General features: G+C 31.1%; 12 protein-coding genes. 5 read left to right on the forward strand and 7 right to left on the reverse strand.

Going from position 1 to position 16,219, the window contains the following annotated elements; translation table 11 throughout:
* Positions 1 to 55: 55 nt before the first annotated feature.
* The gene (gene rocD / locus WG951_RS16805; RefSeq protein ID WP_105048089.1) at positions 56 to 1,300 is read left to right on the forward strand and encodes an ornithine--oxo-acid transaminase; all 1,245 of its coding nucleotides are present in this window, start codon (positions 56 to 58) and stop codon (positions 1,298 to 1,300) included.
* Positions 1,301 to 1,439: 139 nt separating this feature from the next.
* Positions 1,440 to 1,880, forward strand: a complete 441-nt coding sequence (locus tag WG951_RS16810; RefSeq protein ID WP_245893467.1) for a hypothetical protein — start codon at positions 1,440 to 1,442, stop codon at positions 1,878 to 1,880.
* 71 nt (positions 1,881 to 1,951) lie between these two features.
* Here the strand turns inward: WG951_RS16810 and WG951_RS16815 are convergent, their stop codons facing one another.
* The 4 genes from WG951_RS16815 to WG951_RS16830 all read right to left on the reverse strand — a co-directional run bounded on the left by WG951_RS16815 (position 1,952) and on the right by WG951_RS16830 (position 5,692).
* The gene (locus WG951_RS16815) at positions 1,952 to 4,567 is read right to left on the reverse strand and encodes an AsmA-like C-terminal region-containing protein (RefSeq protein ID WP_105048090.1); all 2,616 of its coding nucleotides are present in this window, start codon (positions 4,565 to 4,567) and stop codon (positions 1,952 to 1,954) included.
* Between the two features lie 155 nt (positions 4,568 to 4,722).
* Positions 4,723 to 5,055 (reverse strand): CCC motif membrane protein, encoded by a 333-nt coding sequence (locus WG951_RS16820; protein ID WP_105048091.1) that lies wholly within the window; start codon positions 5,053 to 5,055, stop codon positions 4,723 to 4,725.
* 8 nt (positions 5,056 to 5,063) lie between these two features.
* Positions 5,064 to 5,363: a DUF2752 domain-containing protein gene (locus tag WG951_RS16825; RefSeq protein ID WP_105048092.1), complete on the reverse strand. Its 300-nt coding sequence runs from the start codon at positions 5,361 to 5,363 to the stop codon at positions 5,064 to 5,066.
* 5 nt (positions 5,364 to 5,368) lie between these two features.
* Positions 5,369 to 5,692 (reverse strand): YbaB/EbfC family nucleoid-associated protein, encoded by a 324-nt coding sequence (locus tag WG951_RS16830; protein ID WP_105048093.1) that lies wholly within the window; start codon positions 5,690 to 5,692, stop codon positions 5,369 to 5,371.
* A 138-nt stretch (positions 5,693 to 5,830) separates the two neighbouring features.
* On the opposite strand from WG951_RS16830, the gene WG951_RS16835 reads away from it, so the two are divergent.
* The 3 genes from WG951_RS16835 to WG951_RS16845 all read left to right on the forward strand — a co-directional run bounded on the left by WG951_RS16835 (position 5,831) and on the right by WG951_RS16845 (position 10,430).
* Positions 5,831 to 7,939 carry a S9 family peptidase gene (locus WG951_RS16835; RefSeq protein ID WP_105049339.1) on the forward strand — a complete coding sequence of 703 codons (2,109 nt, stop codon included), beginning with the start codon at positions 5,831 to 5,833 and terminating at the stop codon, positions 7,937 to 7,939.
* Between the two features lie 164 nt (positions 7,940 to 8,103).
* Complete coding sequence (locus WG951_RS16840) at positions 8,104 to 9,099, forward strand: PLP-dependent cysteine synthase family protein (protein ID WP_105048094.1); 996 nt, start codon at positions 8,104 to 8,106, stop codon at positions 9,097 to 9,099.
* An 83-nt stretch (positions 9,100 to 9,182) separates the two neighbouring features.
* Entirely contained in the window at positions 9,183 to 10,430 is a 1,248-nt protein-coding gene (locus WG951_RS16845; protein WP_105048095.1) for an aminotransferase class I/II-fold pyridoxal phosphate-dependent enzyme, read from the forward strand.
* Between the two features lie 88 nt (positions 10,431 to 10,518).
* Here the strand turns inward: WG951_RS16845 and WG951_RS16850 are convergent, their stop codons facing one another.
* The 3 genes from WG951_RS16850 to WG951_RS16860 form a co-directional block, all read right to left on the reverse strand.
* Complete coding sequence (locus WG951_RS16850) at positions 10,519 to 11,316, reverse strand: carbonic anhydrase (RefSeq protein WP_105048096.1); 798 nt, start codon at positions 11,314 to 11,316, stop codon at positions 10,519 to 10,521.
* Between the two features lie 223 nt (positions 11,317 to 11,539).
* Positions 11,540 to 12,976: a TolC family protein gene (locus WG951_RS16855; RefSeq protein ID WP_105048097.1), complete on the reverse strand. Its 1,437-nt coding sequence runs from the start codon at positions 12,974 to 12,976 to the stop codon at positions 11,540 to 11,542.
* A complete protein-coding gene (locus tag WG951_RS16860) occupies positions 12,966 to 16,217 on the reverse strand; it encodes an efflux RND transporter permease subunit (protein ID WP_105048098.1) in 3,252 nt (1,083 codons plus the stop codon). The genes WG951_RS16855 and WG951_RS16860 overlap by 11 nt, the downstream gene beginning before the upstream one ends.
* Positions 16,218 to 16,219 lie beyond the last annotated feature (2 nt).

Genomic DNA, 16,219 nt, shown 5'->3' on the forward strand with positions numbered 1-16,219 from the left:
ATAAAGGTAGAACAGGAATGGTTATTTAATTATAAACATTTAAAACGAAAAAAAAATGACTGTTTTAGACAAACTGACTTCGAAAGAAGCAATCGAATTAGAAGACAAATATGGTGCGCACAACTATCATCCGCTTCCTGTGGTTTTAAGTAGGGGTGAAGGTGTTTATGTTTGGGATGCAGAAGGTAAACGATATTATGATTTTTTATCAGCATATTCTGCTGTAAACCAAGGGCATTGTCATCCTAAAATTGTGGATGCTATGGTAAATCAAGCAAAAACATTAACCTTAACTTCTAGAGCATTTTATAATGATGTGTTAGGGAAATATGAAAAATTTGCAACAGAGCTTTTTGGTTTTGATAAATTATTACCAATGAATACTGGTGCAGAGGCTGTAGAAACGGCTTTAAAAATTGCTAGAAAATGGGCGTATGAAGTAAAAGGTATTAAAGAAAATAAGGCAGAAATTGTGGTTTGTGAAAATAATTTTCATGGAAGAACAACTACAATTATTTCTTTTTCTAATGATCCAGTTGCAAGAAGAAATTTTGGACCATATACCAAAGGGTTTCTAAAAATTGAATATGATAATTTACAAGAATTACAAGAGGTTTTAGAAAGTAGTAATAATATTGCAGCATTTTTAGTAGAACCTATACAAGGTGAAGCAGGTGTTTATGTACCGTCTGAAGGTTATTTAGCAGCTGCTAAAAAATTGTGTGAAGATTACAATGTACTTTTTATTGCTGATGAGGTACAAACAGGAATTGCTAGAACAGGTAAAATGTTAGCCGTAGATCATGAAAACGTGCAACCAGATATTTTAATTTTGGGTAAAGCATTAAGTGGTGGGGCGTATCCTGTTTCTGCTGTTTTGGCAAATAACAACATTATGGATGTTATTCAACCAGGAAACCATGGTTCTACTTTTGGAGGAAACCCAATTGCTGCTGCTGTGGCTATTGCTGCTTTAGAGGTAGTTGCCGATGAAAAATTAGCAGATAATGCAGAGGCTTTAGGACTTGTTTTTAGAGCTGAATTGTCTGCTTTTGCAAAAGAAAACGATTTGGTAAAATCTGTAAGAGGTAAAGGTTTGTTAAATGCTGTTTTAATTAACGATACAGAAGATAGTTCTACTGCTTGGGATATTTGTATAAAATTGCGTGACAATGGTTTATTAGCAAAACCTACGCATGGTAATATTATTCGTTTTGCACCACCTTTGGTGATGAATAAAGAGCAGTTAATGGATTGTATTGCTATTATTAAAAAAACTATTTCTGATTTTAAAAAGTAAAACAATGTTTGTTTTTTTGCAAAAGTAAAAAGACCGAGTTAATCAATATTTAGTCACGAATGCACAAAGTTATAATTGTGAATTCGTGGCTTCTTTTTTTTGTTTATTTTTGAACAAACGAAACCATACAACTTAAATTATGATAAACAATCCTATTACACAATTAGAGCAATTAACAATAACAAGTGCATCTAAAAGCTTTTTAAGAGAAACCGCTAAATGGGCGAAGTTTTTATCAATTATTGGTTTTATATTAATTGGATTGATGTTGATTTTTGCCATTTTTGCGACTACTATTTTTGAATTAGCTGCTCAAATGCAACCAAATATACCCAAAGGTTTAGGATTAACTATGACTATTACTTACTTGGTTTTATCTGTTATTTACTTTTTTCCTGTGTATTATTTATTACAATTTTCTATAAAGATGAAAAAAGCATTGGCTACAAAAAGTGATGAAACTTTAGCAAAAGCTTTAGAAATGCTAAAATCGCATTATAAATTTATTGGTGTCTTTACAATTATAACCTTATCCTTATATGCTTTATTATTTGTAGTTGCTGCCTTGGGTGCAATTTAATAAGTAAATTAATTATATAAAAAAAGGGAAGCATACTGCTTCCCTTTTTTTATGAACTTAAATCTGTAAAATTATTCTTCTTTTTTAGTAGTTTTCTTTTTTCCGAAAAGGCCACCTAAAACATCTTTTACTTTATCGGTAACTTTGTCTTTTGCATCTTCTTGATTGGTGGTGTCTTTTTTAGAGTCAATACCAATTAAGTTCTTTAATTTGTCTTTTCCTTGATCTAACAAAGCATTTTTTTGTTTTTCTACCAAGTCTTTTACTAAGTTTGCTGTGGCATCTTTAATGTTTGATGAAAAACTAGGGCTTCCAAAACTACCTGTTAAGGTTCCTTTTACAGGCACACTTTTAATGCTGGCAGCATCTTTAGCTGTTAATTTTGCAATTAAATTAGTTACATCAGCACCTAAATATTTTACAGGAACATCAAAAACAATATCGTAATCCATTGTTTGATCAAAACCATGTTTACCAGATACTTGCATGCCAATATCTTGGTAATTAAGTTTAATAGGTTTTACCGTTACTTGTCCGTCTTTAAAAGAAAATAACCCTGTTGCTTCGTGTAAATTTAATTTGCTAATATCTAAAAAGTTTACTTTTTCACTTAAGGTAGTTAACATCTTAGAATTACTCGCCTTTAATTTGGTATCTAATAATTGTCCTAATAAATCACCCGAAATGGTTTTTAAATTAGGCGTCATATCTTCATTTAAGTTCCCAGAAACGGTAATGGTAGAGTTCATTTTACCTTCAATAGTTTTAGCTATTGGAGCAATGGATTTTAACATATCTAACGCCCCAAAAGATTCGCCAATATTTAATTTAGAAAGGTTTAAATCCATTTTAAAACTAGCCTTTTTTCCTTTGGTAGAAACATTTCCATTCATAGCAATGTTTCCTCCAAATACATCAGATTTTAGGTTTTTTAAATCCACCGTTTCATCATGAATGTAAAGATCACCAGAAACGTTTGTTAGGTTTATATTATCATAAGCCACTTTTTTAGCATTTGCAGTAAACTTAACATCTAAAAAAGCAGGAATTTTTAAAGAAGAAGTACTTGTTTCTTGCGTTGTAGTCGTTTCATCAGCAGCAATAAAATCGGCTACTTTAAGGTTATTAGAGCTTAAAAGAAAGTTTCCTTTTAAAACTTCATTTTTAAATATAAATCCATAGAAATTATCTAGGTTTCCATTTATCGATAAATCGGATGTTCCTGTTTTTGCTTCAAACTCATTAAGTTTAATGGCGTTGGTGTTAAAAGTAACTTTGGTTTTGTTGATAAAAAAAGGATTTGCAACATCTGTACCATCATATTTAAAACCAGTTACTGTAATTTCTCCAGCGTTTTTAATGTTTTGATAGTTGGCTTTTTCTACAGAATTCATATCAAAATTTGTAGAAATATCTGCTTTTAAAATTCCTGCTAATTCTTTTTGAATAGGAGCAGGGTATACTTTACCAATATTTGCTAAATTAATAGTTCCTTTTGCTGTTAAATTTATACGTGGGTTTGTGGTAAGGCTTTTTAAGTTTCCATTGGCAGCAAAAACATCTTCATCAATTTTAAAGTTGAATTTATCTATGTTTATATAAGTGTCTTTTACAAGACCTGTTTTGTTAATTATTTTGGTGTCTATGTTTATGTTTGTAACTGATTTTGGTAAATCAGCATATTTAAACAGTGCATTTTTAGAAATGATTGAGATATCAAAAGCAGGAATCGTGTTTTCTGACAAAGTTCCTTTTACAACACCATTAACTTCAAAATTACCTTCTGTTTTAATCGACTCTAAATTACCTGCATATTGTTTTGGCAATAAGGCCAAAGCATTTTTAAAAGAAGATGTTGGTGTTTTAAATTTTAGGTCATACAGTTGATTTCCATCCACTAGTTGAATAAAACCATCAAACTCTAAAGGTAATTGATTAATGTATCCTGTATTTTCTTTAAAAGTATATTTACTATTCTTTAAGTCGATACCAAGTACTGCGTCTAAAGAAATTTTTACTTTATTTAGGTAATTAGTATTATCTAAATCAAAAGAAACAAAACCCGTAGTTTTGGTGTCTAAATTAAAAATATCTTCTGCAAAATTTCCTTCACCAGTATGGTAAATACTATCTATACTTAATTTAGTATTGGTGCTTCTATCAAGATAATTAAAATTGATATCTTCTAGTTCATACCCATCAATATTTAAAGAAAAAGAACTCTCATCACTAGAAGTAGTGGTTTCTTCTGTAGCTTTAGCAATATCAAAATTTCCATTACCTTCCTTGTCAAAAATAATATTGATGTTTCCTTCTTTAGAAGCAATGCTTTTAATTGCAAGTGTTTCATCAGACTTTTTAAAAAGTTCTGTAATATTTAAAGCTAAACTTAATTCTTTTGCATTAAACAACGTATCGCCAACAAAAGGAGCCTTATTAGCAACCGCTAAATCATTAACGGTTAAACTTACCGAAGGGAAATTTTTAAGAAGACTTAAGTCTGCTTCTTTAAAAGTTACGTTAGCATTAATATTATTGTTAATGGTGTTGGTAACCATTACTACAATTTTATCTTTAAACAAAAAAGGAATTGAAATTACGGCTATAATAAGCAGCAACGCAACAATAGAAACCCATTTTAGAATTCTTTTTCCTATTGATTTTTTCTTTTTTTCGGTATTTGTCATTTTTTTCTACTTGATTAAGTGTCAACTGCAAAAGTACAATTTAGGCACTTGGGTTTATGTTTATAGAACGTTAAATATATAAGAATCGTACATAAAAAAATACTGTAACTCTTAGTAAGAATTACAGTATTTATGAGCTTATTTTTTTAGGTAATTTACTGCCCAAATATTTCATTTACTCTTTGTTCTAACAAAATAGGGTCTTGCAAAGCATCTAAGCCAATCTTGTAAAAGAACCATACCATTACTAAGATAAAAATAGTGTTTAAAATAATACCAATAAGGCCTGTTATTTTACCAGCAGTAGCATTGCCTACACTGTTGTATTCTTCTGGGTTTTGTTTGTATAGATTGGTTGCTTTGTTTCCTAAAATAAAAGCGATAATACCTAAAGGTAATCCAATAATTCCGTAACAAATACAAGTTACTAAAGATAAAATACCAAGTACTAAAGAAGTGGTTGCGTTGGGTAAGTTTTGTTTTTCCATTTTGTTTTTTAAAGTGCAAATATAGGTTTCATTTTAATACCATAGCTAATTACAATAATTAGAAGGTTTATAATAGCAAAAGAAATAATTATTTTTTTACTGTTTTTAAATTTTCGTCTATTATTAATCAATAAGAAAATTCCGAATAAAATTAGTGTATAAACAGCAGGATACATTTTAAAAGCATTGACAAACTCACCTTTTATAAGTAGCACAATTGCTCTTTGAATTCCGCAACCTAAACAATCGATACCAAAAAGCGATTTGTTTAAACAAGGCAGTAAATAATCATTTATTGTTAAAAACATAGCTATTATTTAAACATATCCATTCCCGGAATGTTTGGCATACCACTTTTTGCAGCAACAGCCATTTCTGCGTCGTTAATTTTGGTGGCTTTTTCAATAGCTTTGTTTAAAGCAATAATTAAGTAGTCTTCTAATTCTTCTGCATCAGAAAGTAAAGCATCATCAATAGAAATAGATTTTATTTCTCTATTGGCAGTTAGGGTTATTTTTAGTTTTCCGTCTGCAGCAACTTCATCTACTAAAACAGAGTTTAATCTTGTTTTTGTTTCTTCTACTTTTTGCTGTGTTTCTTTCAGCTTATTCATCATTCCAGATAGGTCTCCAAACATTGTTTTTCTTGATTATAATTTAGTTCGCTACAAATTTAGTATTTTTATAAGAATTTAAATCTCCCAAAAATGAGAAAAATTGTTATTCCTTTCGTTATTTTAAGTCTTACATTTGCAACCGCTTGTAAAAATGAGACCATGAAAAGTACAGATGCAAAAACTCCAGTAGCAGAAAAACAACCTACAAAATTAGAGAAACACGGTGATGTTAGAATAGATAATTATTTTTGGATGCGTTTATCTGATGAACAAAAAAATGCAATAGAAAAAGATGCTCATACTCAAAAAGTAGTAGATTATTTAGAGGAAGAAAATACCTATTACAAAGAAGTAACAGCTTATACCAAACCTTTTCAAGAAGCTCTATTCGAAGAAATGAAAGGTAGAATAAAAGAAGATGATTCTTCTGTGCCTTATAAAGACAACGGTTATTTTTATATTACTCGTTATGAAATAGGAAACCAATATCCAATTTATAGCCGTAAAAAAGAAAATTTAGAAGCGGAAGAAGAAGTGCTTTTTAATGTAAACGAAATGGCAAAAGATTTCGATTACTATCAATTAGGCGGTTTAAATGTTTCTTCGGATAATAAATTGATGGTTTTTGCCACCGATACGGTAAGTAGAAGACAGTATTTTTTAAGAATTAAAAACTTAGAAACAGGCAAAATTTATAAAGATATTATAGAAAATACTACAGGAGGTTCTGTTTGGGCAAATGATAATAAAACTATTTTTTACACAAAAAAAGATCCTGTAACTTTACGTAGTTCAAGTGTTTATAGACACGTGTTGGGTACTCCAACATCCGAAGATGTAGAGGTATTTCATGAGGAAGATGATACATTCGGTACATATGTAACCAAGTCTAAATCAGATAAATATATTATTATTGGTTCTTATAATACGGTTTCTACAGAAGCACAGTATTTAGATGCAGATAATCCTACAGGAGCCTTTACAATGCTACAACCAAGAGAAAGAGATTTAGAATATAGTGTTGCACATTTTGGAGATTATTTTTACTTGTTAACAAATAAAGACAATGCAATCAACTTTAAGTTGATGAAAACACCAATAACAAATACAACAAAAGAAAATTGGGTAGATGTTATTCCGCATAGAGATGATACTTTATTAGAAGATTTTTCAATATTTAAAGATTATTTAGTTTTAGAAGAACGTACCAATGGTTTAAATAAAATACGTATTAAACGTTGGGATGAAACTGAAGATTACTATTTACCTTTTAACGAAGAAACGTATTCTGTAGGAGTGTATGCAAATCCAGATTTTGATACAGATGTTATTCGTTATTCATATAATTCTTTTACAACACCTAGTTCTGTTATTGATTTTAATATGAAAGATCAATCTAAAGAAATTAAAAAAGAGCAAGAAGTTTTAGGAGGAAAGTTTAAAAAAGAAAATTATATCAGCAAACGTGTTTGGGCAACTACTAGAGATGGTAAAGAAGTAGCAATTTCTTTGGTGTATCATAAAGATACAGAGCTTAATAATACTACGCCTGTGTTACAATATGCATATGGTTCTTACGGATATACCATACCAGATAGTTTTTCGTCTACCCGTTTAAGTTTATTAGACAGAGGTTTTGTATATGCATTAGCTCACATACGTGGAAGTGAGTATTTAGGAAGAGAATGGTATGAAGATGGTAAAATGTTGAACAAAAAAAATACGTTTAACGATTTTGTAGATTGTTCTCAATATTTAATAGATAATAACTACACTTGCTCAGAACATTTATATGCTATGGGAGGTTCTGCAGGAGGATTGTTAATGGGCGCTATTGTAAATATGAACCCAGAATTGTATAACGGAATTATTGCTTCTGTACCTTTTGTAGATGTAGTTTCTACCATGTTAGATGATAGTATTCCTCTTACTACGGGAGAATATGATGAGTGGGGGAACCCTAATGATAAGGAATATTACGATTATATTAAATCGTATTCTCCTTACGATCAAGTGAAGGCAAAAGATTACCCAAATATTTTGGTAACTACTGGTTTTCATGATTCTCAAGTACAATACTGGGAGCCAGCAAAATGGGTTGCAAAATTACGAGAATTAAAAACAGATACTAATTTATTGTTATTAGAAACCAATATGGAGGCAGGTCACGGTGGTGCTTCTGGGCGTTTTGATGCTTTAAAAGAAACCGCTAAAATGTACACCTTCTTTTTGGCCTTAGAAGATAAATTAGATGGTAAAAAAAATTAAGTATTAAAAACAGTTTCAGTATTTAAGGATTAACCGTACTTTTGCCGCAAGAATCAAAGATAAAATAAATAACATTACAAGCGTAACGAAGCTGTTTTTTTATAGCAACAAATAAAATCGTCACGTTATCTTGTAATGAGTTTTACTTTGAGAATAGTGAGAGAATGACTAGAAATAAAGGAATTACAAATTCAATATTAGATTTAGTAGGTGAAACCCCACTAATAAAACTTCATAAGATTACAAAAAATTTACCTGGCTCGTATTACGCAAAATTCGAAGCTTTTAATCCAGGTCATTCAGCAAAAGATAGAATTGCATTACACATTATACAAGACGCAGAAAAAAAAGGTATCCTTAAAAAAGGTGCTACTATTGTAGAAACAACTTCTGGTAATACAGGGTTTAGTTTGGCAATGATAAGTATTGTAAAAGGATACAAATGTATTTTAGCGGTGAGTGATAAATCTTCTAAAGATAAAATTGATTTGCTAAAATCTATGGGAGCAGAAGTACATATTTGTCCTGCAAATGTAGCTCCAGACGACCCCAGATCTTATTATGAAGTTGCTAAAACAATCCATAAAAAAACAAAGAATTCAGTTTATATAAACCAGTACTTTAATGAGTTAAATATAGAAGCTCATTACAAAAGTACAGGGCCAGAAATTTGGGAACAAACTGCCGGTAAAATTACACATTTAGTAGTGGCAAGTGGAACAGGAGGTACTATTTCTGGAACAGGAAAATATTTAAAAGAACAAAATCCTGATATCAAAATTTTAGGAGTAGATGCTATTGGTTCTGTATTAAAAAAATACCACGAAACTAAAGAACTAGATTTAGATGAGGTAAGTCCGTATAAAATAGAAGGTTTAGGTAAAAATCTAATTCCTACGGCTACCGATTTTGATATCATAGATATCTACGAAAAAGTATCAGACAAAGAGGCTGCTTTAGAGGCAAGAAATATTGTAAAGAAAGAAGGTCTTTTTCCGGGGTATACAAGTGGAGCTGTAATGCAGGCCACAAAGCAATATGCAGCAAAAGAAATGTTTAATAAAGATAGTTTTGTTGTATTAATCTTTGCAGATCATGGATCTCGTTATATGAATAAAATTTATAGCGATGATTGGATGAAACAAAACGATTTTTTGTAAATAGAATAGAACCGTACACAATTTGATAAACTGCAAAAAAAGCGGTTACTTTGCAGTTACAAGAATAATATAAAATAGAGCACATGGCGAAAGATTTATTTGAAAGAATAGAAGCAGATAAAGGTCCCTTAGGTAAATGGGCAAAACAAGCAGAAGGCTATTATGTTTTTCCTAAATTAGAAGGACCAATATCTAATAGAATGTCTTTTAATGGAAAGAAAGTTGTTACTTGGAGTATCAATGATTATTTAGGTTTAGCAAATCATCCAGAAGTTATAAAAGTAGATGGAGCTGCGGCTACAGAGCATGGTATGGCTTACCCCATGGGAGCTAGAATGATGTCTGGTCATACTAAATTTCATGAACAATTAGAGAAAGAATGTGCTGAGTTTGTAGAAAAAGACGCTGCATATTTAGTAAATTTTGGCTATCAAGGAATGGTGTCTGCAATTGATGCATTGGTTACAAAACACGATGTTATTGTTTATGATATGGATACACATGCATGTATTATAGATGGTGTTCGTTTACATGCTGGTAAACGTTTTGTTTATAAGCATAATGACATGGAAAGTTTTGAAAAAAACATTAAGCGTGCTCAAAGAATGGCAGAAAAAACTGGTGGAGGAATTTTAGTGATTTCTGAAGGTGTTTTTGGTATGCGTGGAGAGCAAGGTCGTTTAAAAGAAATTGTTGCTTTTAAAAAGGAATACAATTTTAGATTGTTAGTAGATGATGCACATGGTTTTGGTACCTTAGGTAAAGACGGTAAAGGAACAGGTGTAGAGCAAGGTGTACAAGATGAAATAGATGTATATTTTGCAACGTTTGCAAAATCAATGGCAGGTATTGGTGCGTTTTTTGCAGGTAGCAAAGAAGTAATACAGTATTTACAGTACAATATGCGTTCTCAAATGTTTGCAAAATCATTACCAATGGCAATGGTTAAAGGAGCATTAAAACGTTTAGATATGTTGCGTACAATGCCAGAGTTAAAAGAAACATTATGGAAAAACACTAATGCGTTACAATCTGGTTTACGTGCTGCAGGTTTCGATCTTGGTACGACACAAACATGTATTACTCCGGTTTATTTAAAAGGAGATATACCAGAGGCTATGGCAATGGTAAATGATTTACGTGAAAACCACGGAATTTTCTGTTCTATTGTAGTTTATCCTGTAATACCAAAAGGATTAATCATTTTAAGATTGATACCAACTACAACACACACGCAAGAAGATATTGATGAAACAATTACAGCTTTTTCTGCAATTAGAGAATTGTTAGAAAATGGTACGTATAAAAAAATTGCAGCTTCAATGGTGTAATTTTTAAATAAAAAGATAACTTAAAAACCTCACATTATTAATGTGAGGTTTTTGTTTCTTAAAGGATTTAAAATAATAAGTTTAAATCTTACTCATTATACTTGTTTAAAGTAACTACTCTGTCATTTAAGGGTTGTTCGTTTCTATAATTGTCTTTAGGCATATTACTTTTAAGTTTTAATACTTCATCCACAGAAATAATTATAGGTTCTTTAAAAACCATCCAATTTACACTTTCTGTACATGGAGGTGTTGTTAAAGATCCTCCGTAAGAGTAAAAATTGGTGTTTTCTGGAAATAAAGTGCTTAAATCTAAAGGTTTGTGAATTTCTTTCGTTTCCTTTTCTTTAATAGGTAAAAAGCTTTCAAAAAATTCAAATAACTGACTTTTTGTGCCTTCTTTGGCTAAAATACTCATTACTGTATACTTGTTAGATTTACTTTTATGTACTAAGTGAATTTCTAAAGGAAATCGTACGCCATTTATAGTGTGTTCTGAGGGTTCATGAAAATGTAATTGCAATAAAAAATAGGTGTTTCCTTTATATTGTATAGAATCTCCTGTTTCAAAATCAAACTGAATCGAATGTCCATTATTAATGGCTTGTTTTAATTTTGTTGAAGGAGAATATAAAATATTTAATGGATTTTCTTTTTCTACTTGTGGTTTTGTATCAACATCAATAATATTAATTGGCGATTGTTTTTTACCACCACAATCTGAGTTTTTTTCTATTTCTGCCCAGTGTTCTGGAGCTGTTTCTCCGGCATATGTCCAATGAGTTTGATGTTCTTTTTTATGAAACTCTTTCTCTTTATTAGAGGATTTACAAGAAGTAAAACTTATCAATGTAAAAATGGCGCATAGTGTAATAAACTTTAACATGTTTTTTATAATTTATTTTTATAAGAAACAAAAGTAGGACTAGAAGCAAGGTTTATTTTATAACATTGGTCATATTTTAAAGAAAAGTAAGAAATCGGTTTCGTTATTATTAACAAAGCCTCATCATTTAAAAATGATGAGGCTTTGTACTTAATTTATAGGAAAATCATCAAAAAAAACTACGTTTTACAGCGTTTTTATTGAAAGAATAGTTAGAATTATTTTATTTCCATCCTCCTCCTAAAGATTTATAAATATGAATATTTGCTATTAATTGTTCTTTTTTCGTTTCAATTAATGCAATTTTAGCATCTAAGGCTTCTCTTTGTGTTAATAAAACTTCTAAATAATCGGCTCTAGCAGATTTAAATAAACGTGTAGAAAGGGCTATAGATTCTGTTAACATTTGTACTTGATTAGCTTTTAAATTATAGATCTTTTTTAGATTTTGAATGTTAGAAAGACCATTTTCTACTTCTATATATGCACTTAAAATGGTTTTTTCATACTCAAAAATCGTTTGTAACTGTTGGTCACTTGCGTTTTTATAAGCTGCTTTTATTGCATTTCTATTAATTAAAGGACCAATAAGATCTCCCGCTAAAGAATAGGCTAGAGATTCTGGAGTGTTGGTTAAAAATTTAGATTTAAAAGATTCTAAACCTACACCTGCTTTAATACCTACAGAAGGATAAAAATTGGCTCTTGCTACTTTTGTATTTAATTTAGAAGCTGCTAATTCTAATTCTACTTTTCTAATATCAGGTCTATTTTGTAATAATTGAATAGGAACTCCAGCATACATTGTATCTATTTTAGTTGTTAAAAACTCTTTCGATTTTCTATGTACATGCTGAGGTTTTTGTCCTGTTAAAAAATTTATTTTATGCTCTATAACAACAATTTTTTGCTCTATTTCATATTTTTCACTTTGATTTTTAAGCACTTCAGCCTGAAATCGTCTCACTGCCAACTCCGTTGTTTTTGCAGCTTCTTTTTGCAGTTTTACAATTCTTAAAGCATTTTTTTGAATGTCTAAATTTTGATTAACAATGTCTAATTGATTGTCTAGGGCCATTAACTCGTAATAGGTATCTGCTATTTCAGAAACTAAAGTAGTAACCATAAAGTTTTTACCTTCTACAGAAGCTAAATATTCATATACAGCCGCTTTTTTTTCGTTTCTTAGTTTTTTCCAAATATCTAATTCCCATGAAGCAGAGAGGCCTACAGAATAATTAGTAAGAGGTTCAGGAAATTCTTTCCCATCAATTTCTAATTGTTTTTCTACTGAACCATTTCTGGTGTGTTCTCCTACTTTTTCTACTTCAGCTCCAGCAAAAATATTTACAAAAGGAAGGTATTCTCCTTTTTTAGCCTGAATCTGATTTTTAAACATATCTACACTTTGTAACATTATATTTAATTCTTGATTGTGTAGAAGTGCAGTATCAATTAAAGAAATTAAATAAGGGTCAGAAAAAAAAGTACGCCATTCTGTTTTTGCTGTATTTAAAGTGTCTACGTTTTTATGCAGAAACGTTTCTGGAACCGCTGTATTTTCTTTACGTATCTTTTTAGTAGGCGCGCAGGAATGCAAAAGCATTACTGCGAAAATAGCTACTAAAAAGAGTTGGCTGTTTTTTATACTATTGTTCATCATCTTTTCTTTTGGTTAATTTTTTCAATAGTTTAGAAATCTCGTTGAGTCTAAGTTTTAACTTACTTGTGCTATCGTCTTGTATATTTTTCATTAATTCTTCGGATAAAGGTTGACTAGATTCGTCTTTAATGAGGGTTTTACCATCTGCCATTTTAGCAAATACATAGTAAAGCCCCGGAATTAATAATACACCAAACACAGTACCAATAAACATACCTCCAAGTGCAGACCCTCCAATAGTTTTGTTACCAATTGCGCCCGCTCCTGTGGCAACTACTAACGGAATTAAACCAGCAACAAACGCAAAAGAAGTCATTAAAATAGGTCTAAATCTTTCTTTAGAACCTTCTATTGCCGCCTCTAAAATGGTGGCGCCTTGGCGTCTTTTTTGAACGGCAAATTCTACAATTAACACGGCATTTTTACCTAGTAATCCAACTAACATTATAATTCCTATTTGTGCATATACGTCATTGGCAAGTCCCATTGTCTTCAATAAGAAAAAAGAGCCAAAAACACCTACTGGTAAAGATAAAATAACAGCTAATGGCAATAAAAAACTTTCATATTGCGCAGCTAATACAAAATAGACAAATATTAATACAACAATAAAAATGTATAAAGATTCATTACCTCTATGTGCTTCATCAAAAGTTAAACCTTCCCATCCAATATCATATCCTTTTGGCAATTCTTTAGCAGCAACTTCTTTTATAGCTTTAATAGCATCTCCACTGGTAAAACCTTTTGCAGGCAAACCTCTAATTGCTGCAGAATTGTATAAGTTATATCTTGTAATTTCATTAGGACCTAATTCTTTTGTGATGGTCATAAAAGCAGAATACGGTACCATTTTACCCGATTCATTTTTTACATATAATTTATCTAAATCTGTTGGAAGCCTTCTGTATTCTGGTGCAGCTTGTGTGTATACTTTAAAAAATCGACCAAAACGAATAAATCCTTGCTCGTAAGTACTACCTATTAAAATATTTAGGTTTTCCATGGCTTTACCAATACTAACCCCTTTTTGCATGGCTATTTTGTTGTTTATTTTTAATTTATACTGCGGATAATTTGCAGAAAAGAAAGTAAACAAACCTGTAATTTCTTTACGTTTAGATAAGGCCTTCATAAATTCGTTATTTACCCTTTCAAACTCATGATAATCTGTAGAGTTTGTTTTATCCAACAAACGCATAGAAAATCCTCCAGAAGAACCAAAACCTGGAACAGCAGGTGGTTCAAAATATTCAATTATGGCTCCTAAATCTTTGGTTTTTTCTTCTAATTCCTCCATAATTTCGTGTACAGAATATTCGCGATCATGCCAAGATTTTAGGTTGATAAGACAAGTACCTGCATTAGATCCTCTACCTTCTGTCATAATTTCATAACCCGCCAAAGAGGAAACAGAGGCAACTCCTTCTGTGTCTTCGCAGATTTGTTGTAATTTTTTAGCAACTTCATTGGTTCTTTCTAAAGTAGCACCAGGAGGCGTTTGTATAATTGCGTAAATCATTCCCTGGTCTTCATTCGGAATAAAACCAGCAGGTAGTGTTTTGTTGGTGATAAAAATACCCAAACAAAAAGCAATTAAAATTCCGAAAGTTACAATTCTACGTGCAACAATTTTATTTAAAATTAGAACGTATTTTCCTGTAAGTTTTTCGAAACCACCATTAAACCAACGAATAAATCTATCTATAGGAGATTTACTTTTTGGTTTTCCATGATTATTTTTTAACATCATTGCACAAAGTACAGGTGTTAATGTTAAAGCTACAATTGCAGAAATAACAATAGAACCTGCCATGGTAATAGAAAATTGACGATAAAAAACACCTACTGGCCCTGTCATAAATGAAATAGGGATAAATACAGAAACCATTACCAAAGTAATTGCAATAATTGCCCCTCCAATTTCATTTAATACCTCGTAAGAAGCTTTGTATGGACTAAGATTTTCTTCTTCCATTTTAACATGAACAGCTTCTACAACAACAATGGCATTATCTACTACAATACCAATGGCTAATACCAATGCAAACAGTGTAATTAAGTTAATAGAAAGTCCGAATAGTTGCATCACAAAAAAGGAGCCAACTAAAGAAACAGGTACTGCAATAATAGGAATTAATGTAGAACGCCAATCACCTAAAAATAAGAAAACAACAATGGCTACCAGTATAAATGCATCTCTAAGCGTATGTAAAACTTGTTCTACAGAAGCATCCAAAAAGTTAGAAACATCGTAACTAATTTTAAATTCTATACCAGGAGGTAAATCAACTTTTAACTCTTTTAATTTTTCTTTTACAGACTTAATAACATCGCTACCATTACTGCCAAAAGTTTGTTTTAGTACGATAGAGGCAGAGGGATGACCATCTAAATTAGAATAAATATCAAAAAACTCACTTCCTAGTTCTACATCAGCAATGTCAGATAATTTTACTAGTTGACCATCTTCATTTGCTTTTACAATAATCTCTTTGTATTGGTCTGCTTTGTTATACCTGTTTTCATAGGTTAAAACATATTCTAATGATTGTGCTGTTTTACCAGAACTTCTTCCTAAACGACCAGGTCTTGCCAAGATACTTTGGTCTTCCATTGCTTCTAAAACTTCTTCGGCAGAAATATTATAGGCTCTCATTCTGTCTGGTTTTAACCAAACTCTCATGGCATATTTTCTACTACCTAAAATTTTAGCACTTGCAATACCATTAATACGCTGTATTTCTGGAATAATTTTGGTGTAGGCATAATTGTATAAAAACTTTTCGTCATTCTTTTTTTCTTTACTAAAAAGGTTTACATACATTAGCATACTCGGTTGTACTGGTGTAATAATAACACCTTCTCTCTGTACCAGTTCTGGTAGTAAGGGCATTACTTGGTCTACTCTAGTTTTTATCCGAACTACTGCCTGATTGGGGTCTGTACCGGGTTCAAAAATTACGCGTAAGGTTCCTTCTCCAGCACTAGTAGCATCCGAAGCTATATAACGCATTCCTTGTACTCCGTTAATGGCGGTTTCTAAAGGAATAAGGGTAGAGTTTACCAAAACATCTGCACTAGAACCAGGGTAGGCTATAAATATATTTACGGTGGTAGGTGCAATTTGTGGAAATTGAGATATGGGTAATTGCTTAATTGCAAGCAAGCCAATAAAAACAATCATCACAGAAATGACAATTGCTAAGACGGGTCTTTTTATAAATTTACTAAACATGT

Origin of the sequence: Polaribacter butkevichii (assembly GCF_038024105.1) — a bacterium.
Taxonomy (GTDB): domain Bacteria; phylum Bacteroidota; class Bacteroidia; order Flavobacteriales; family Flavobacteriaceae; genus Polaribacter; species Polaribacter butkevichii.